This is a genomic window from Mycolicibacterium neoaurum, assembly GCF_036946495.1.
GTDB classification, from domain to species: Bacteria; Actinomycetota; Actinomycetes; order Mycobacteriales; family Mycobacteriaceae; genus Mycobacterium; species Mycobacterium neoaurum_B.
Genome location: NZ_JAQIIX010000002.1, coordinates 4,104,612 through 4,123,140, shown reverse-complemented (window position 1 = coordinate 4,123,140; position 18,529 = coordinate 4,104,612). Strand labels below are relative to the sequence as shown.

Here is an 18,529-nt window from a genome sequence, read left to right as displayed (position 1 = left end):
CGGCCACGTTCACCTCCTCGCCATCGTCAAGACTTCGAGGATATCTCTCAGCCCGTGATGAGACTGGTGACCGGTAGTGGTTGGATCGCGGAGCGCCCGTTGAGACCCACCAGCTCCAGCACCACGGCCGCACCAATCACCCGGGCCCCGGCCTGCTCCAGCACCTGGGCCGCGGCGACCAGCGTGCCGCCGGTGGCCAGCACATCATCGATCACCAGAACGCTGCGACCGGCCAGATCGATACCGTCGGCCGGGATCTCCAGCGTCGCCGACCCGTACTCCAGGTCGTAGGACACACTGTGTACTGGTGGCGGCAGCTTGCCGCCCTTGCGCACCGCCAGCACCCCGGTACCGCGGCGCAGTGCCACCGCAGCACCGAGCAGGAACCCGCGGGCGTCGACACCGGCGATCAGGTCGGCGCCCTCGGCGGCCTCGGCCAGCGCGTCGGTCAGCACCACCAGACCCTGCGGATCGGCAAGCACCGGGGTGAGGTCCTTGAACTGCACACCCGGGCTCGGGAAGTCATCCACCTCGCGGGTCAGCCGGTTGATCAGTGCCGCAGCATCACTCACGAGAGCGTCCATCGGTCCATGTTCCATCCTGCTCCCCAGCGGGTCGGGTTGCTGCTCACGGCGCCCACCGATTTGGCCGTCAGCAGGGTCCGCTGCTGACGGTACAGCGGAAGGGTCGGCACGTCCGCCCAGAGGATGGGGCCGCTCTCCCCCAACAGCCGGGACTGCTCCTTGGGGTCGGCGGTCACCACCAGCGCGTCGATGATGCCGTCGATGCGCTCGTTGCTGTACCCGGAGAGGTTGTTGCCGTTACCGGTGTGCAGATCGTAGGCATCCAGCGAGCTCGAACCGGTGGAACCGCTGCCCACGGCGCCGCCGGTGCTGCCGATGAGAACGTCGATCGAATTGTCGAGCAAGCTCTGCGGGCCCACACCCTCTCCCGCGGCATCGGTGACGGTGATCCCCGCCGGTCCGCACGCCTGCGCGATGGCGCCCACCGTGGCGGCCAGCCGCGGGTTCGGGCTCTGATACCCAATGCGCACGGTCAGCGGTTGATTGTTCAGCGCCACCCGGGCGCCCTCGATATCGGGAGCCACGAACTGTCCTGCCGCGACGGCACTCTCGGCCGCCGACAGGGCGTCCTCGGCGGTCGGGTTCAGCCGCGCGTTGGCCACCGGTACCTGGGCATTGCGGGCGATGCTCTCGCGCGGGGTGCACAACGCCAGCGCGCGACGGTTCGGCGGCGCGGCCATCAGGCCCTGCGCGGAGAAGATCAGCTGCTCGATACCCGCCGACGGGGTGTCGGTGCGGGTGTAACCCGCGGGCAGGTTGATGATGCCCGACGAGCCGGCCGCGATATCGACGATGTCGAAGGTGCCGTCGTTGATCCGGTCCTGGATATCGGCCCCGCGCGGCCACACCGTCACCCGCGGGGTCACCGGCTTCGCGCCCCACCACTTGTCGTTGGCCGTCAGCACGACCGCGCCCTGGTCGGTGATGGACTCCACCTTGTAGGGCCCGGAAGAGGGCAACAGCTTGATGTCGGTGTCGGGACCGAGATTCCAGCTGGCGTTCCACGCCGCGGCGATGCGGTCGACCGCCGGGAGATCCTGATTCTGGATGGCGCGGGTGACCCCGGCCTCCCCCAGCCCGAGCTGATCGCCGAGCACATGGGCGGGCAGCAGGGCGGTCGCGCCGAAAAGCGAACCGTAATCGACGATCCCGCGGTCCGGATTGAACGTCACCCGGGCCTTCTTCTGTCCGGGGACGCAGTCGACGGTCGCGATATCGCGGTAGCCCGCGGTGCTGGCCGCGTTGAACAACGGGAATCGCCCGGACTGCGCGGCCCAGGTCAACACCATGTCGTCACAGGTGATCGGCTTGCCGTCGGAATACACGGCGGCCGCATTGATCTCGTAGTCCAGGATCAGCGGTGCGCGGCCGACCACGGCCACGGTGCCGTAGTCCCGGTCGCTGACCGTCTGCCCGTCGGGACCGCGATAGGTGAATCCGGTCAGCACGCGGGCGAACGCCTGCGGGCCGCCGGAGGCCGCACCGCTGACGGTGTTGGTGTTGTAGCTGATCAACGTGCCGTCGACGGCGTAGTCGATGACACCGTCGGAACCTGCCGAGCAACCGGCCAGGACCAGCGCCGCCGACATGGTCAGAGCGGCCACTGCACGGCGGGCGCCTCGCACGCTCGGCACAGTCAGTCGGGCGCCTCGCACGCTCGGCACAGTCAGTCGGGCGCCTCGCACGCTCGGCACAGTCAGTCGGGCGCCTCGCACGCTCGGCACTATGTCCGCCGTTTGCCCGACGGTCGGTTGGGCCGCAGCGGTTTGGCACCGGGCGCCGGCTTGTCGGGTGCCGGACCGGCCGGGGTGCTGAACTCGACGGCTTCGGCCGTCAGATCCTGTGCCGCATCGTCATCGTCGAGCTCGGCGGCACCCTCGGACTTGGCCGCCACCGCCGCGCGCCTGCGCATGACCTTGCGGGTGTGGTTGCGCACCACATCGGTGCGCTCACGCAGGGTCACCAGCAGCGGTGTGGCGAAGTAGATCGACGAGTAGGTGCCGACGAGAACACCGACCAGCTGCACCAGCGCAAGGTCCTGCAGGGTGCCCACCCCGAGCAGCCAGACGGCGATGACCATCAGCGCGATGATCGGCAGCGCCGAGATCAGACTGGTGTTGATCGACCGCATGAAAGTCTGGTTGACCGCCAGGTTGGCCTGTTCGGCGAATGTTCGACGGGTGGTGTGTTCGAAGCCCTCGGTGTTCTCCTCGACCTTGTCGAACACGATGACGGTGTCATAGATCGAGAAGCCGAGGATGGTGAGCAGACCGATCACGGTCGCCGGCGTGACCTCGAAGCCCACCAGCGCGTACACGCCTGCGGTGACGATCAGGTCGAAGAACATCGCCGCCAGGGCCGCCAGCGCCATATATCGCTCGTAGCGCACGGTGATGTAGATCGACACCAGCACCAGGAACACCACGAGTGCGATCAGCGCCTTCTGGGTGATCTGGCCGCCCCAGGTCGATGAGACCGCCGAGTCGCTGATGGCCTGGATGCTGGGCTGGCCGTCGGTGCCCTTGGGTGCGAACGCGTCGAACAACGCCGCGCGCACCTTCTCGGTGTCCTCGTTGCTGAGGGTCTCGGTGCGGATCTGCACGGTGGCCGACGGCCCGCTGCCGACGATGACGACGGTCTCGGGGGCACCGCCCATGGCCTCACCGAAGACGGTCTCGACCTGCTCGGTGGTGGCCTGACCCTTGGCGCCGTCGACCGGCATGGAGATCTTGGTGCCGCCCTCGAAGTCGATACCGAAGGCGAACCCGCGGATCAGCATGGCCAGCAGCGAGATCCCGACGATCACACCACTGACGGCGTACCACAGCTTGCGCTTACCGATGACCTCGAAGGCTCCGGTACCGGTGTAGAGGCGCACGAAGAAGCCGTGCTGCTGAGCCGATCCGGCGACCGTTTCGGTGTCGAGGGCCTCCGGGGAGGAATGCTTGGCCGACATCTGACTAACCCCGTCCTGTCGTGGGCGCGGCACGCCGTTCGCGGGCGATCTGCTGGACGGCACCGAGACCGTTGAACGCCGGTTTCGCCAGCGTCGTGGACTTCGATGACAGGTACACCAGTGGCCAGGTCACCAGGAACACCACCAGCACGTCGAGGATCGTGGTCAGGCCCAGGGTGAACGCGAAACCCTTCACCTGGCCGACGGCCAGGATGTAGAGCACCGCGGCGGCCAAGAAGGTCACCGCGTTACCGGAGAGGATCGTCTTACGGGCACGGGCCCAGCCACGCGGCACGGCCGACCGGTAAGAGCGGCCCTCGCGGATCTCGTCCTTGATGCGCTCGAAGAACACCACGAACGAGTCTGCGGTCGTGCCTATACCGATGATCAGACCGGCGATACCGGCCAGATCGAGGGTGTAGTTGATCCATCTACCGAGCAGCACCAACAGGGCGTAGACCATGGCGCCGGCCAGGATCAGCGACAGGGCGGTCAGCAGGCCGAGCACCCGGTAGTACAGCAGCGAGTACAGCAGCACCAGCGCCAGGCCGACGGCACCAGCGATTAGGCCGGCCTTCAGCGAGGTCAAACCGAGTGTCGCCGAGACGGTCTCGGCCTCCGAGGATTCGAACGACAGAGGCAGCGAGCCGTACTTGAGGACGTTGGCCAGTTCGCGGGCCGAGGAATCGGTGAACTGACCGGTGATCTGGGTGCGTCCGCCGGGGATCGCCTCCTGGATCTCGGGGGCGCTGACCACCTGCGAGTCGAGCGTGAAGGCCGTCTGGGTACCGACGTTGGCCGCGGTGAAATCGGCCCAGATCTTCGAGCCACCGCTTTTGAACTCGACGTCGACGACGTAATCGCCGCGCTGCTGGTCCAGACCGGAACCGGCGGTCTGGATCTCCTCGCCGCTCATGATCGACTTGTCCAGCAGGAAGACCGTCTTGTGATCGGTCGAGCAGGTGACCAGTGGCAGGTTCGGGTCGTCGTTACCGGCCAGCACGTCGTCCTCATTGCACCGGGTGGCCTGGAACTGCAGCGCCAACAGCTGGATGCTCTGGTCGGTGCTCTGGCGCAGCTGCTTCTCATCGGCGATTCGCTGGGCCAGCGAGGCGTCCTCGTTGGGCGCACCGGGCGCCTGCGACGGTGGCGCGCCGGGAGCCGGTGAGGGTGACGGCGAGGGTGCGGGGGTCGGTGACGGGGTCGGCGAGGGTGCCGGTTCCAGCGGGTATGGCCGCGGCTGGGCCGCCGGCGGAGCGGCAGGAGATCCGGGCTGACCCGGCGTCCGGACCGGCGCCTCGGGCTCGGCCGGCGCGATCAACGGCGGCATGCCACCGGGATCCATACCGGGCGGCATTCCCGGGATCTGACCACCTGGTGGCAGTCCCTGCGGCGCGCCCTCGGCGGGCGCCTGATCAGCGGCCGGCTGGGCGGGCATCGCGTGGATCACCGGACGGATGTAGAGGCGTGCGGTCTGGCCGAGGCTGCGGGCCTCGGTTCCGTCGTTCCCGGGGACCGTGATGACCAGGTTGTCACCGTCGATCACGACCTCGGAGCCGGAGACGCCGAGTCCGTCGACGCGCGAGCTGATGATCTCCTGCGCCTGGATCAGGGCATCGCGGGTGGGACGCGACCCGTCGGGGGTACGAGCGGTGAGTGTGACGCGGGTGCCACCTTGCAGGTCGATACCCAGCTTGGGCTCGGGTTTCTTATCGCCGGTCAGAAAGACCAGCAGATACACACCGACGAGGAGTGCCAGGAAGAGCGAGAGATAGCGGGCAGGGTGGACCGGCGCCGAAGACGAAGCCACGGTTCTTGGGTCTCCTCGAAACGATTAAGGACGGCGTTGACAGGGACTGCGCTACCGGGAGGGTACGCGGTGACCCTGGCTCAGTTGCTGTCAGTCTTGGGTGTCGGGCGGTCGGTGAGTTCGACGGCGCCGGATTGGCCTTCGAACGTCTCGTTGTCATCGGCGTCGTCATCATCGTCGTCGAGGTCTTCGATGCGATCGCGAATGGCCAGCTTCATCCAGGTGGTCACCACACCGGGGGCGATCTCCAGGTCGACGTAGTCGTCGGTGATCCCGGCGATGGTGCCCTGCAGACCTGAGGTGGTGTGCACCCGGTCACCGACGGTCAGCGACTCGTGCAGATCGATCGTGGCCTGCATGGCCTTCTTCTGCCGGCGCGATGCGAAGAACATGAAGGCGCCCAGAATGATGAAGAGGGGCAGGAATACGACGAGATCCATGGAGCTGCTGTCCTTCGCAGTTGTCAGCGGGTACGGCACACCAGTGTGCCACTATCGGCTCCCCCGATTTGCCGGTCACCCGGACAACCCGGCCCGGACCGACGGAAACCGTGACACAATGGGGTGGAACCGACGCGATTCGAAGTTCGATCGCGTCTGAGTTGATGTTTTCACCCGTAACGCCACAGGAGTCAGCCGTGCCTGCCGTCGAACAGAGCCGCCATCTCGCCACCGCCATCCCCGGACCGAAGTCCTCGGCGCTGATCGAACGCAAGAATTCCGCGGTCGCCCGCGGTGTCGGCACGACGATGCCCGTCTACGCAGCCCGTGCCGCCGGGGGCATCCTGGAGGACATCGACGGCAACAGGCTGATCGACCTCGGTTCAGGCATCGCCGTCACGACGATCGGTAACGCCGCGCCGCGGGTGGTCGACGCGGTGACCGCCCAGGCCGATCTGTTCACCCACACCTGCTTCATGGTCACGCCCTACGAGGGTTATGTCGCCGTGGCCGAACACCTCAATCGGCTCACCCCTGGCGGCGGAGACAAGCGTTCGGCGCTGTTCAACACCGGATCCGAGGCGGTCGAGAACGCGATCAAGATCGCCCGCTCGTACACCCGCAAGCAGGCCGTGGTGTCCTTCGACCACGCCTATCACGGCCGGACCAACCTCACGATGGCGCTGACCGCCAAATCGATGCCGTACAAGAGCGGTTTCGGCCCGTTCGCTCCGGAGATCTATCGTGCCCCGCTGTCGTATCCCTTCCGCGATGCGGAGTTCGGCAAGGAATTGGCAGAGGACGGCGAACTGGCGGCCAAGCGCGCCATCACCGTCATCGACAAGCAGATCGGCGCCGACAACCTGGCCGCCGTCATCATCGAACCCATCCAGGGTGAGGGCGGGTTCATCGTCCCCGCACCCGGATTCCTGCCTGCCCTGCTCGCCTGGTGCCGGGACAACAATGTGGTCTTCATCGCCGACGAGGTGCAGACGGGTTTCGCGCGGACCGGCGCCATGTTCGCGTGCGAGCACGAGGGCGTCGAACCCGACCTGATCGTCACCGCGAAGGGCATCGCCGACGGGTTACCGCTCTCCGCGGTCACCGGGCGCGCCGAGATCATGGACGCCCCGCACGTGTCCGGGCTGGGCGGCACATACGGCGGCAACCCGATCGCGTGCGCCGCGGCCCTGGCGACCATCGAGACGATCGAAGCCGACGGGCTGGTGGCCCGCGCCGGCGATATCGAGCGATTGATGAAGGATCGACTGCACCGCATGCAGGCCGACGACGACCGCATCGGCGACGTGCGCGGCCGCGGAGCGATGATCGCCGTGGAGCTGGTCAAGTCCGGCACCACCGAACCCGACGCCGAGCTGACCAAGGCGCTGTGCGCGGCGGCTCATGCCAAGGGTGTGATCGTGTTGTCCTGCGGTACCTACGGCAACGTGTTGCGTTTCTTGCCGCCACTGGCGATCAGCGACGACCTGCTGAGTGAGGCCCTCGACATCCTGGCCGAGGCGCTCGCTGCACTGCGCTGAGCCTGCCTCGGTGACGCTAGTGCGCCACCGGCGTCTTCGACGACCCGAACAGGCGGTCCTTGAGTCCCCTGCGCCGGGTCGGCACCGTCGTGTGGTCCGGTTCGGTCGCCATGATGGGGCCGGTCGCCGGTCGCGTCTGCGATGTCCGTTGGTGCAGCGGGATGGCCCTGGTGTGGTCGTCGTGGTCAATGCTGTCCCTGGTGACCGTGTCATCCACGCGCTCGTCATCACCCAGCCGGACATCGCGCACGCTGCGCACCGACACCCGGCCGATCGCGGCGGCCGCCAGGAACACCATCAGCGCGCCGAGGCCGGAGAAGTAGGCAAGCTCCAGTGCCACGCTCTTGGCCTCGGTGACCGCGACGGGACTGCCCGGCGTACCGAGACCCAATGGAGCGGCCAGCACCCGGCCCACCACGAACCAGGCACCCGCGGCGACGCCGAGCCAGCCGCCCAGCATGGCAGTGGCGCGGTTGCGCGAGACCAGCAGCAACAGGCCGCCGATGACGGCCACCACGCCGGGAAGTAGCTGTAACCAGCCGCGGCCCATCGTCCACGTCCACGGCGTATCGGGTGTGTAGGCGAACTCGAAATACGGCCCCACGAATGGAATGAGGGCGCCCCACAACCCCAGGGCAATCAACAGGACTCCGCTGAGGGCGCCGCGGCTGCGCGCGATGTGCAGCCTGCCGCCGCGGGGGGAAACATGTGTACCGGTCATGGGGGCCTCCTCTGCCGAACGCTGTTTACCCAGCTCGAACCCAACAAAACCGCTAGCCGACGAGGTGAATCACCAGCAGCACGACGGCGATCAGCGGGAACAGACCCTGGCTGATGGCGGCGCGCGCCTTGTCCGGCGAGGAGATCAGCAGCACCAGCGCCGCGGCCAGCATCGACCCGACCCCGGCGAGGATCAACGCCACCCCGATACCGGTATGCCCCAGTGCGGCAGCGGCGATGCCGTTCGCGGCGACGATTGCCAGGAACAGGTTGTAGAACCCCTGGTTGAAGGCGAGCTCCTTGGTGGCAGCGGCCTCCTCGGCGCTCATTCCGAACGTCGCCCGGGTACGCGGGGAGGTCCAGGTCACCGATTCCATGACGAAGATGTAGACGTGCAGCAGCGCGGCGAGGCCGGCGACGATCAGAGCGGCGACAAGCATGCCGACTATTCAAACAGGCCGGACTGCTGACCGAGACCGCGAACCGGCGGTTCCAGCCCGAGGTGTGTCCACGCCAACGGGGTCGCCACCCGTCCGCGCGGAGTGCGGGCGATCATCCCGGCGCGCACCAGGAACGGTTCGCACACCTCCTCGACGGTGGTGGCCTCCTCCCCGACCGCTACCGCCAGCGTCGACACCCCGACGGGTCCGCCGTTGAAACTGCGGGTCAACGCCGTGAGCACCGCCCGGTCCAAGCGGTCGAGCCCAAGCTCGTCGACGTCGTACACCTCCAGCGCGGCCTTGGCGATATCTCGGGTGATCACCCCGTCGGCGCGCACCTCGGCGTAATCGCGCACCCGCCGCAACAACCGGTTCGCGATACGTGGGGTGCCGCGGGAACGGCGGGCAACCTCGGCGCCGGCGGTGGCCTCCAAACCGATACCGAGGATGCCCGCCGAGCGATGCAGCACCCGCTCCAGGTCGGCGGGTTCGTAGAAGTCCATATGGGCGGTGAACCCGAACCGGTCGCGCAGCGGCCCGGTCAGCGCTCCGGACCTGGTTGTCGCGCCGACCAGGGTGAAGGGCGCGACATCGAGGGGAATCGAGGTCGCCCCGGGGCCTTTGCCGACGACGACGTCGACGCGGAAGTCCTCCATCGCCAGGTAGAGCATCTCCTCGGCGGGCCGGGCGATGCGGTGGATCTCGTCGATGAACAGCACATCGCCCTCGACCAGGTTCGACAGCATGGCCGCCAGATCGCCCGCGCGCTCCAGCGCCGGGCCCGAGGTGACCCGCAGCGCCGAGCCCAATTCGGCGGCGATGATCATCGCCAGCGAGGTCTTGCCCAGCCCGGGCGGCCCGGACAGTAGGATGTGATCCGGTGTGCCGCCGCGATTCTTGGCACCCTCCAACACCAGCTGAAGCTGCTCACGCACCCGGTGCTGGCCGATGAACTCGCCGAGCGACCGTGGCCGCAGGCTGGCGTCGACATCTCCTTCGCCGACGGTCAACGCCGGCGAGACGTCACGTTCCTCGGGTTCCTCGTCCTCGAAACGACCCACGGCTACTTCTTACCCAGCATCGACAGCGCGGCGCGCAGCGCGCCGGAGGTCGTGGCGGTCGGGTCGTCGGCGAGCACCTTGTCGGTGGCCTCCTCGGCCTGCTTTGCCGCAAACCCAAGGCCGACAAGGGCTTCCACCACCGGGGTACGCACGGCATGGCCGGTGGCGGTGGCCCCGCCGCCGGAACCGGGCACCGCGCCGATCTTGTCGCGCAGTTCCAGCACCATGCGCTCGGCACCGCGCTTGCCGATACCGGGCACCCGGGTCAGCGCGGTGACGTCACCGTCGGCCAGCGCCTGCCGCAGCGCCGGCGCGTCATAGACCGCCAGCGTGGCCAGCGCGATCTTCGGGCCGACCCCGGACACCCCCAGCAGGGTGGTGAACAGATCCCGGGCCTCGCCGTCGGCGAAACCGTAGAGCGTCATCGAATCCTCACGCACGATCATCGCGGTGATGAGTCGGGCGTCGGCCCCGCGACGCAGAGTGGACAACGTCGACGGTGTGGCCATCACCTTGTAGCCGACACCGGCGGCCTCGATGACCGCGTGGTCGAGGGCGATGTCGAGGACCTCACCGCGCACCGAGGAGATCATGCCCGCACCGCCTTCAGCCGCGCCTGATACCGCTTCTTCTGCTCGGCCGCCTTGGCCTCGGCCTCGGCCATCCTGGCGATCATCGGCGCACGCCAGCAGTGACAAATGGCAAGGGCCAACGCGTCGGCAGCATCGGCCGGAGTCGGCTTCTGTTGCAGCGCAAGGATCTTGGTGACCATGGTGGTGATCTGGGCCTTGTCGGCTCGTCCGTTACCGGTCACCGCGGCCTTCACCTCCGACGGGGTGTGGAAGTACACGTCGATACCCCGACGGGCCGCGGCGAGCGCGATCACCCCGCCGGCCTGGGCGGTACCCATGGCGGTGTTGGCATTGTGGTTGGCGAACACCCGCTCGATCGCGATGACATCGGGGACGTGGGTGTCCATCCAGTGCTCGACCGTGTCACTGATCGTCAGCAGTCGCTTCTGCAACGGCTCGTCGGCGGGTGTGCGCACGACGTCGACATCGAGCGCCGTGACGTGCCTGCCCCGGCCGCTCTCGATCATGGACAACCCACAGCGCGTCAAACCGGGATCGACTCCCATTACCCGCACGCCAACCCCTTCACATCAGAACACCTGTTCGATAGGTTAGCCGCCCGGGGTGACAGCACCGGGCAGGACACGCTCGGATACCGGTTAGTTCAGATATCGAAGTGGCCCGAGCGCCAGCCACGCGCCACCTGCAGGGCGATCTCGTCGATCCGCCCCGCGGACCGTCGCCAGCCACGAACCAGCACGCTCTCGACCTCGACACCGTCCCGCTCGACCACGATGCGCCAGCGCACCCCGAGCCCTTTGGCCGCGAACCAGAGCGGCCACAGCAGCAGCGTCGGGACCACCAGGATCAGTCCGATCAGCCCGTCGAAGGCGGGATCGAAGACCTCACCGAACGGCCACCAGCGGCGGCGCACCGACCATTGCACGCCACGGGGATCTGTCACCACAGCCACCGGGATATCTTGCCGTGGCAGGCTGGTCACATGCGAGTCGTCATCGCCGGTGGACATGGTCAGATCGCCCTCATCCTGGAAAGGCTGTTGGCCGAGCGCGGCGATACCGCGGTGGGCTTGGTGCGCAATCCGGCTCACGTGGCGGATCTGCAGGCGGTCGGCGCGAGCGCCGAGGTGCTGGACCTGGAGCGCACATCGGTGTCCGCGCTGGCCGAGGTGCTGCGCGGGGCCGACGCGGTGGTCTTCGCCGCGGGCGCGGGCCCGGGCAGTGGCGTGGCACGCAAGCAGACGGTCGACCGCGATGCCGCGATCCTGCTGGCCGACGCCGCCGAGTCCGCGGGCGTGTCGCGCTATGTGATGGTCTCGGCCATCTCGGCCGACGATCGCAGCCTCGACGACTCCTACGACGAGGTGTACCGCGCGTACATCCGAGCCAAATCCGACGCCGACTCCGAGGTGCGGACGCGCCGCGCGCTGGCCAGCACGATCGTGCGGCCGGGGAAGCTGACCGACGATGCAGGCACCGGACGGGTGCACATCGCCGAATCGACCGGCCGCGGCGAGATCCCGCGTGCCGATGTGGCGGCGGTGCTGCTGGCGGTGCTCGACCACCCGGACACCGCGGGGCGCACCTTCGAGCTGATCGCCGGGGACACCCCGATCAGCGCGCTGTTCTAGTCCTCGGTCCCTAGTCTTCGTCGAGCTGCGCGGCGACATCGTCGGGGATGTCGACGTTGGTGTAGACATCCTGCACGTCGTCGCTGTCCTCGAGGGCGTCGACCAGCTTGAGCACCTTGCGCGCGGCGTCCAGATCGACCTGGACGCTCACCGAGGGCTGGAAGCTGGCCTCGGCCGAGTCGTAGTCGATTCCGGCATCCTGCAGGGCGGTCCGCACAGCCACCAGGTCGGTGGGTTCGGAGATGACCTGGAAGCTGTCCCCGAGATCGTTGATCTCCTCGGCGCCGGCCTCCAGAACGGCGGCCAGGACGTCGTCCTCGGAGAGGCCGTTCTTCTCCAGCGTGACGATGCCCTTGCGGGAGAACAGATAGGACACCGAACCCGGGTCGGCCATGTTGCCGCCATTGCGGGTCATGGCGACCCGGACCTCGCCGGCCGCACGGTTCTTGTTGTCGGTCAGGCACTCGACCAGCACGGCGACACCGTTGGGCCCGTAGCCCTCGTAGGTGATGGTCTGCCAGTCGGCGCCGCCGGCCTCTTCACCGGCGCCGCGCTTGCGCGCCCGCTCGATGTTGTCGTTGGGGACGGAGTTCTTCTTGGCCTTCTGGATGGCGTCATACAGCGTGGGATTGCCGCCGGGGTCGCCGCCGCCGGTGCGGGCGGCGACCTCGATGTTCTTGATCAGCTTGGCGAAGTTCTTGCCACGGCGGGCGTCGATGATCGCCTTCTTGTGCTTGGTGGTGGCCCACTTGGAATGGCCGCTCATGCAGGTACGCCCTCTTTCTGGTGAAACGTCAGTTGACCAGTCTACGGGCACCGACGGCGTGGACCGGCGCGGCGTGGCGCCGTCCGGGCGAGCGCACCGTCCGATGAACAAGTGTTAACTGAGCCACAGTCACTTCCCTGGTTAACTTACTCCAAAGTAAGGTTGGTCCATGACCTTCTCCCTGGAGTTGTCCTCCGACTTGCTCGACGTGCAGAAGTGGGTTCACGAGTTCGCCGCCGATGTCGTGCGGCCCGCCGCCCCCGAGTGGGACGAGCGCGAGGAGACTCCGTGGCCGATCATCAAGGAGGCCGCCAAGATCGGTCTCTATTCCATGGAGTTCTTCGCCGAGCAGGCCGCCGAGCCCTCCGGTCTGGGCATGATCGTGGCCTTCGAGGAGATGTTCTGGGGTGACGCCGGTATCGCGCTGTCCATCCTGGGCACCGGCCTGGCCGCGGCATCGCTGGCCGGCGGCGGCACCCCCGAGCAGATCGGCGAGTGGCTGCCGCAGATGTTCGGCAGCGTCGAGGACCCGAAGGTCGCCGCGTTCTGTTCCTCCGAGCCCGGTGCCGGGTCCGATGTGGGCTCGATCCTGACCAAGGCCCGTTACGACGAGGCCACCGACGAGTGGGTGCTCAACGGCACCAAGACGTGGGCGACCAACGGTGGCATCGCCGAGGTCCACATCGTGGTCGCCTCGGTGTATCCCGAACTCGGCAGCCGCGGGCAGGCGTCGTTCATCATCCCGCCCAACACCCCCGGCTTCAGCCAGGGCCAGAAGTTCCTCAAGCACGGCATCCGCGCCTCGCACACCGCCGAGGTGGTCCTGGAGGACGTGCGCATCCCCGGGAATCTGATCCTGGGCGGCAAGGAGAAGTTCGACGAGCGCATCGCCAGGGTGCGCGAGGGCAAGCGGACCAACGGTCAGGCCGCGATGGCCACCTTCGAGCGGACCCGGCCCACCGTCGGTGCGATGGCGGTCGGGGTGGCTCGCGCCGCCTACGAGTACGCCCTCGACTACGCGTGCGAGCGTGAGCAATTCGGCCGCAAGATCGGCGAATTCCAGGGTGTGGCATTCAAACTGGCCGATATGAAGGCCCGCATCGACGCGGCCCGTCTGCTGGTCTACCGGGCCGGCTGGATGGCCCGCAATGGCAAGGCGTTCGAGTCCGCGGAGGGTTCGATGGCCAAGCTGGTCGCCAGCGAGACCGCCACCTATGTGACCGACGAGGCCATCCAGATCCTGGGCGGTAACGGATACACCCGCGAGTACCCGGTCGAGCGGATGCACCGCGACGCCAAGATCTTCACGATCTTCGAGGGCACCAGCGAGATCCAGCGTCTGGTGATGGCCCGCACCCTGACCGGGCTGGCCATCCGCTAGTCAGCGCAGCGAGTCGACGAACATCGCATGCACCCGGCGGTCGCCGGTCACCTCGGGATGGAATGACGTCGCGAGCACTTTGCCCTGGCGCACCGCCACCGGATGGCCCGCGGCGGTGGCCAGTACCTCGACCCCGGGTCCGACGCGCTCAACCCACGGTGCGCGGATGAAGACGGCGTGCACGTCGGAATCCAGCCCGGCGAACGGGATGGACTCTTCAAAGGAATCGACCTGGCGCCCGAAGGCGTTGCGGCGCACCGTGATATCGATGCCGTGCAGCGCCAGTGCCTCACGGCCGGGCACCCCGGCGTCGAGGATCTCGGTGGCCAGCAGGATCATCCCTGCACACGATCCATAGGCGGGCATCCCGTCGGCAAGGCGGGCCCGCAACGGTTCGAGCAGTTCGAACTCACGCAGCAGGTGACTCATCGCGGTGGACTCGCCACCCGGGATGACCAATGCGTCCACCGAATCCAATTCGGTCAGCCGGCGCACCGTACAGGCCTGCGCGCCGGCCTCGGTGAGCGCCGCGAGGTGTTCGCGGGTGTCACCCTGCAGCGCGAGAACCCCGACCCGCACCGTCACTTCGCGGCCGGGACGAAATCGCGCTGATAGCGGGTCAGTCCCTCCTGCATCACCGAGGCAACCATCTCGCCGTACTGGTTGAACAGCTTGCCCTCGGTCAGCGCACGCCCACCGCAGGCCGAGGGTGAGGACTGGTCGTAGAGCAGCCACTCGTCGGCGCGGAACGGGCGCATGAACCACATCGCGTGGTCCAGCGAGGCGATCATCAGGTGTTTGCGCTCGTCGGGATGGTTCACCTGCGCCGAACCCAGCAGGGTCAGGTCCGACAGGTAGGCCAGCGCACAGATGTGCAGCACCGGATCGTCGGGCAGCGGGTCACGGTGGCGGAACCACACCTGCTGTTGAGATGCCTTGCCCGGCAACAGATTGGTTTGATCGCGCGGCACGATGCGGACATCCCACTCGTCGAACTGCCGGAAGCTGGCATCGTCGAAGACCCGGCTGACCGACTTGAAGTCGGGGATATCGTCCGGCGGCGGGGCCGTCGGCATGACGTCCTGATGCTCGATACCGCTCTGATCGGTCTGGAACGATGCCGACATCGAGAAGATGGTCTCGCCGTGCTGGATCGCCGAAACCCGGCGGGTGCAGAACGAACCGCCGTCACGAAGCCGTTCGACGCTGTACACCGTCGGCGACCGTGCGTCACCGCCCTTCAGGAAATACCCGTGCAGAGAGTGCACCTGGAATTTCGGGTCGACGGTCCGGACCGCTGACACCAGCGACTGGCCCGCCACGTGACCACCGAATGTGCGTTGCAGGAAACCCGATTCGGGGCTGAACACACCCCCGCGATAGATGTTGACCTCGATCTGTTCCAGGTCGAGGATCTCTTCGATCGCCACTATCGTCCGCTCTTCGCGCAAGCGCTCATCACCGGCTACCAGCCGCGTTCGGCGAGCCGATGCGGTGCCGGGATGTCGTCGACGTTGATACCGACCATGGCCTCCCCCAGCCCGCGCGAGACCTTGGCCAGCACGTCGGGATCGTCGTAGAAGGTGGTGGCCTTGACGATCGCCGCGGCGCGCGCGGCCGGATCACCGGACTTGAAGATGCCCGACCCGACGAAGACGCCCTCGGCGCCGAGCTGCATCATCATCGCCGCATCAGCCGGTGTCGCGATGCCACCGGCGGTGAAGAGCGTGACCGGCAACTTGCCCGCCTTGGCCACCTCGACCACCAGGTCGTAGGGCGCCTGCAATTCCTTGGCGGCGACGAACAACTCGTCCTCGCTCAGGGAGGTGAGGCGGCGGATCTCGCCACCGATCTTGCGCATGTGGGTGGTGGCATTGGAGACGTCACCGGTTCCGGCCTCGCCCTTGGAGCGGATCATCGCCGCGCCCTCGGTGATCCGGCGCAGCGCCTCGCCGAGGTTGGTCGCCCCACACACGAACGGAACGGTGAACCGCCACTTGTCGATGTGGTTGGTGTAATCGGCCGGGGTCAGCACCTCGGACTCGTCGATGTAGTCGACACCGAGGCTCTGCAGAATCTGCGCCTCGACGAAATGGCCGATCCGCACCTTGGCCATCACCGGGATGGTGACCGCGTCGATGATGCCCTCGATCATGTCCGGGTCGCTCATCCGCGAGACACCACCCTGGGCGCGGATGTCGGCGGGCACCCGCTCCAGGGCCATCACCGCGACGGCGCCCGCGGCTTCGGCGATACGCGCCTGCTCGGGGGTGACGACATCCATGATGACGCCGCCCTTGAGCATCTCGGCCATCCCGCGCTTCACCCGCGCGGTACCGGTCTGGCTGCCCTGCTCGCCGAATTCCATCGCAATCTCCTCCACTCAGGTACCGATCCAGTCTAAAGGTGGCACCAAAACAATTGAATCCGCAGCCTCAGCGAATGATCTGAGGCTGCGTTCCCGGTCCCGCTCCCCGTACATCGGCGAGCTCACCGGCCCTGGCCAGCAACGCGCCGAGCTGTCGGGGGTAGACGGTTTCTCCGTTGGCGTCCAGCTCGGCGATCATTGTCGCATCGCACCAGCGATGGCCTTGAATGTAGCGGCGCTCCAGCTCGTTGTGACCGGCGCTGGACGGGTCGAAGCGCCGAGTGCGGTGCACGAAGAAATGTTCCTCGCTGCGCATCACCGACCCGTTGAAATCGATGAGCGCATCCCGACGCCAGACCGGTCCGACCAGTTCCGCCGCCGGCACCCGCAGGCCGGTCTCCTCGAACAGCTCTCGCGCCGCGGCATCAGCAAGCTCCTCACCCGGCTCCACCGCCCCGCCGACGGTGAACCACCAGCGTCGGCTGCCGTCGCCGGCGGGGTCCGAACCGCGGAACAGCAATACCTGGCCGTCCTCGTCGAGCAGGACGATCCGGGCCGACACCCGTTGGGCGGCACCGTGGCGCGCGGCCAGGCCCGCGCGCTCGGCGATCTCGAAATATGTGGGCAGCGCGGCGGTGCCGCCGAGATGCAGCAGCCGCACCATGGGGCGTTCGCGCAGTGCCAGTGTGTCGCGCACCGCATCGTTGTGGAAGCGGCGGGCCAGCAGGACCCGCGCCTCGGCATCGGCCAGTTCGGCGACCAAGGCCGCGGGCAGGACCGCCGGGTCCACCAATGTCAGCGCTGCCGAGAGCGCGTTCTCGGCGACCTCCCGGGACGGGCGGTCGGCGCGTTCGGCCGCATCGGCAAGGGCTGCCAGCCGCTGCGCCTGCGGACCGTGCCCGTAGGCGTCGATGGCGACCGCCCGCGCCACCACGGCACGGCGGGCCAGCGCCGCATCCAGGGCCTGCCAGGACAGGTCGTAGCGAACGTGCAGCCGGTCGAGTCTGTTGGCGGTCAGATACGCCCAGCTGCCGGTGAGCAGTATGGCCGCACCCAGCACCACCAGCAGCACCACCAGCCAGATCATCATGCGGTGCTCCGGCCCGCCGTGCCTGCGACCTGAACCTTGTTACCGGAACCGCTCACCGTCTCGTACACGCGCATGATCTCGCCGGCCACCACCGACCAGTCGTAGCGGCGCACGGCCGCGCCGGCGGCGACGACGTAACCGTGCCGGGCCTCGTCGTCGCTGAGCACCTCGATCAGGCCGTCGGCCAGTGCATCGGCGTCATCGACGGGCACCAACCGTCCGGCGGCGCCACCTTCGAGCACGCGGTGGAAGGCGTCCAGATCGCTGGCGACCACCGCGGTGCCTGCCGCCATCGCCTCGACAAGGACGATGCCGAAGCTCTCACCGCCGGTATTGGGTGCGCAGTACACGTCGGCGCTGCGCAGCGCCGACGCCTTCGTCGCATCGTCCACCGCGCCGAGGAAACGCAGATTACCCGCGTATTCGCCGGCGCGCTCGGACAATTCGGCCTCGTCACCACGACCGACGATCAACACCTCGATATCGGGGAACCGCTCGACGAGCCGCGGCAATGCCCCCAACAGCACGGCCATCCCCTTCCGTGGCTCGTCGAAGCGACCGAGAAACAGGACGGCGCGCCCCGGCCGTGGATAACCGTCCAGCATCGGCGCGTCGGCGAACTCGGCGACGTTGAGCCCGTTGGGAATCTCCACCGCATCCGAGCCGAGGGCCTCCATCTGCCAGCGCCTGGCCAGATCGGATACCGCGATGCGGCCGACGATCTTCTCGTTCAACGGGCGCAGCATGCCCTGAAAGACACTGAGCGTCAACGATTTGGTGGTCGAGGTGTGGAAGGTGGCCACGATCGGCCCCTCGGCGACCATCAAGGCGAGCATCGAGACGCTCGGGGCGTTCGGTTCGTGCAGGTGCAGCACGTCGAACCGGCCGTCGATGAGCCACCGTTTGACCTTGCGATGAGTGGCCGGGCCGAACCGCAGGCGCGCCACCGACCCGTTGTACGGGATCGGGACGGCCCGGCCACCGGACACGACGTAATCGGGCAGGGTGACATGCGGGGAGGCCGGAGCGAGCACACTGACCTCGTGCCCCTGGGCGCGGAAGACTTCGGCCAACTGCAACACGTGCGCCTGGACGCCACCGTGTACGTCGAACGAGTACGGGCACACCATCCCGATGCGCATGCGCTCC

Annotated in this window: 20 protein-coding genes; 3 read left to right on the top strand and 17 right to left on the bottom strand. The window is 67.7% G+C overall.

Translation table 11 applies throughout. The features are described from left to right. Positions 1–47: 47 nt before the first annotated feature. The 5 genes from PGN27_RS25360 to yajC all read right to left on the bottom strand — a co-directional run bounded on the left by PGN27_RS25360 (position 48) and on the right by yajC (position 5,790). Positions 48–584 carry an adenine phosphoribosyltransferase gene (locus PGN27_RS25360; RefSeq protein WP_418888643.1) on the bottom strand — a complete coding sequence of 179 codons (537 nt, stop codon included), beginning with the start codon at positions 582–584 and terminating at the stop codon, positions 48–50. Next, positions 569–2,173 carry an ABC transporter substrate-binding protein gene (locus tag PGN27_RS25355; RefSeq protein WP_335328858.1) on the bottom strand — a complete coding sequence of 535 codons (1,605 nt, stop codon included), beginning with the start codon at positions 2,171–2,173 and terminating at the stop codon, positions 569–571. Before PGN27_RS25355 ends, PGN27_RS25360 begins: the two co-directional genes overlap by 16 nt. A gap of 134 nt (positions 2,174–2,307) precedes the next feature. Beyond that, the gene (gene secF / locus PGN27_RS25350) at positions 2,308–3,540 is read right to left on the bottom strand and encodes a protein translocase subunit SecF (protein WP_335328582.1); all 1,233 of its coding nucleotides are present in this window, start codon (positions 3,538–3,540) and stop codon (positions 2,308–2,310) included. A 4-nt stretch (positions 3,541–3,544) separates the two neighbouring features. Continuing rightward, on the bottom strand, positions 3,545–5,350 hold the full coding sequence (secD, locus tag PGN27_RS25345; protein WP_335328581.1) for a protein translocase subunit SecD: 1,806 nt from the start codon (positions 5,348–5,350) through the stop codon (positions 3,545–3,547). An 80-nt stretch (positions 5,351–5,430) separates the two neighbouring features. After that, entirely contained in the window at positions 5,431–5,790 is a 360-nt protein-coding gene (yajC, locus tag PGN27_RS25340; protein ID WP_036461558.1) for a preprotein translocase subunit YajC, read from the bottom strand. Between the two features lie 197 nt (positions 5,791–5,987). On the opposite strand from yajC, the gene gabT reads away from it, so the two are divergent. After that, a complete protein-coding gene (gene gabT / locus PGN27_RS25335; protein ID WP_335328580.1) occupies positions 5,988–7,331 on the top strand; it encodes a 4-aminobutyrate--2-oxoglutarate transaminase in 1,344 nt (447 codons plus the stop codon). Positions 7,332–7,347: 16 nt separating this feature from the next. Here the strand turns inward: gabT and PGN27_RS25330 are convergent, their stop codons facing one another. The 6 genes from PGN27_RS25330 to PGN27_RS25305 form a co-directional block, all read right to left on the bottom strand. After that, complete coding sequence (locus PGN27_RS25330; protein ID WP_335328579.1) at positions 7,348–8,052, bottom strand: hypothetical protein; 705 nt, start codon at positions 8,050–8,052, stop codon at positions 7,348–7,350. A gap of 52 nt (positions 8,053–8,104) precedes the next feature. Next, positions 8,105–8,491 (bottom strand): DUF1304 domain-containing protein, encoded by a 387-nt coding sequence (locus PGN27_RS25325; RefSeq protein ID WP_335328578.1) that lies wholly within the window; start codon positions 8,489–8,491, stop codon positions 8,105–8,107. A gap of 5 nt (positions 8,492–8,496) precedes the next feature. Next, positions 8,497–9,552: a Holliday junction branch migration DNA helicase RuvB gene (gene ruvB / locus PGN27_RS25320; RefSeq protein ID WP_036461561.1), complete on the bottom strand. Its 1,056-nt coding sequence runs from the start codon at positions 9,550–9,552 to the stop codon at positions 8,497–8,499. 2 nt (positions 9,553–9,554) lie between these two features. Then, the gene (ruvA, locus tag PGN27_RS25315) at positions 9,555–10,145 is read right to left on the bottom strand and encodes a Holliday junction branch migration protein RuvA (RefSeq protein ID WP_335328577.1); all 591 of its coding nucleotides are present in this window, start codon (positions 10,143–10,145) and stop codon (positions 9,555–9,557) included. Next, positions 10,142–10,699, bottom strand: coding sequence for a crossover junction endodeoxyribonuclease RuvC (ruvC, locus tag PGN27_RS25310; protein ID WP_030135185.1), 558 nt, complete (start codon positions 10,697–10,699; stop codon positions 10,142–10,144). Before ruvC ends, ruvA begins: the two co-directional genes overlap by 4 nt. An 89-nt stretch (positions 10,700–10,788) precedes the next feature. Beyond that, positions 10,789–11,097, bottom strand: a complete 309-nt coding sequence (locus tag PGN27_RS25305) for a hypothetical protein (protein WP_335328576.1) — start codon at positions 11,095–11,097, stop codon at positions 10,789–10,791. 30 nt (positions 11,098–11,127) lie between these two features. On the opposite strand from PGN27_RS25305, the gene PGN27_RS25300 reads away from it, so the two are divergent. Next, entirely contained in the window at positions 11,128–11,775 is a 648-nt protein-coding gene (locus tag PGN27_RS25300; protein WP_335328575.1) for an SDR family oxidoreductase, read from the top strand. 10 nt (positions 11,776–11,785) lie between these two features. On the opposite strand, the gene PGN27_RS25295 is transcribed toward PGN27_RS25300, so the two are convergent. Then, positions 11,786–12,541, bottom strand: coding sequence for a YebC/PmpR family DNA-binding transcriptional regulator (locus tag PGN27_RS25295; RefSeq protein ID WP_335328574.1), 756 nt, complete (start codon positions 12,539–12,541; stop codon positions 11,786–11,788). Positions 12,542–12,710: 169 nt separating this feature from the next. On the opposite strand from PGN27_RS25295, the gene PGN27_RS25290 reads away from it, so the two are divergent. Next, positions 12,711–13,922: an acyl-CoA dehydrogenase family protein gene (locus PGN27_RS25290; protein ID WP_335328573.1), complete on the top strand. Its 1,212-nt coding sequence runs from the start codon at positions 12,711–12,713 to the stop codon at positions 13,920–13,922. Here the strand turns inward: PGN27_RS25290 and pdxT are convergent, their stop codons facing one another. The 5 genes from pdxT to PGN27_RS25265 form a co-directional block, all read right to left on the bottom strand. Next, entirely contained in the window at positions 13,923–14,507 is a 585-nt protein-coding gene (gene pdxT, locus PGN27_RS25285) for a pyridoxal 5'-phosphate synthase glutaminase subunit PdxT (RefSeq protein WP_335328572.1), read from the bottom strand. Beyond that, positions 14,504–15,352, bottom strand: coding sequence for an acyl-CoA thioesterase II (gene tesB, locus PGN27_RS25280; protein WP_335328571.1), 849 nt, complete (start codon positions 15,350–15,352; stop codon positions 14,504–14,506). Before tesB ends, pdxT begins: the two co-directional genes overlap by 4 nt. Positions 15,353–15,387: 35 nt before the next feature. Continuing rightward, complete coding sequence (gene pdxS / locus PGN27_RS25275) at positions 15,388–16,290, bottom strand: pyridoxal 5'-phosphate synthase lyase subunit PdxS (protein WP_019511267.1); 903 nt, start codon at positions 16,288–16,290, stop codon at positions 15,388–15,390. A 67-nt stretch (positions 16,291–16,357) separates the two neighbouring features. Continuing rightward, positions 16,358–17,380 carry an NUDIX hydrolase gene (locus PGN27_RS25270; RefSeq protein WP_335328570.1) on the bottom strand — a complete coding sequence of 341 codons (1,023 nt, stop codon included), beginning with the start codon at positions 17,378–17,380 and terminating at the stop codon, positions 16,358–16,360. Next, positions 17,377–18,522, bottom strand: coding sequence for a glycosyltransferase family 4 protein (locus PGN27_RS25265; protein WP_335328569.1), 1,146 nt, complete (start codon positions 18,520–18,522; stop codon positions 17,377–17,379). Before PGN27_RS25265 ends, PGN27_RS25270 begins: the two co-directional genes overlap by 4 nt. Between the last annotated feature and the right edge of the window lie 7 nt (positions 18,523–18,529).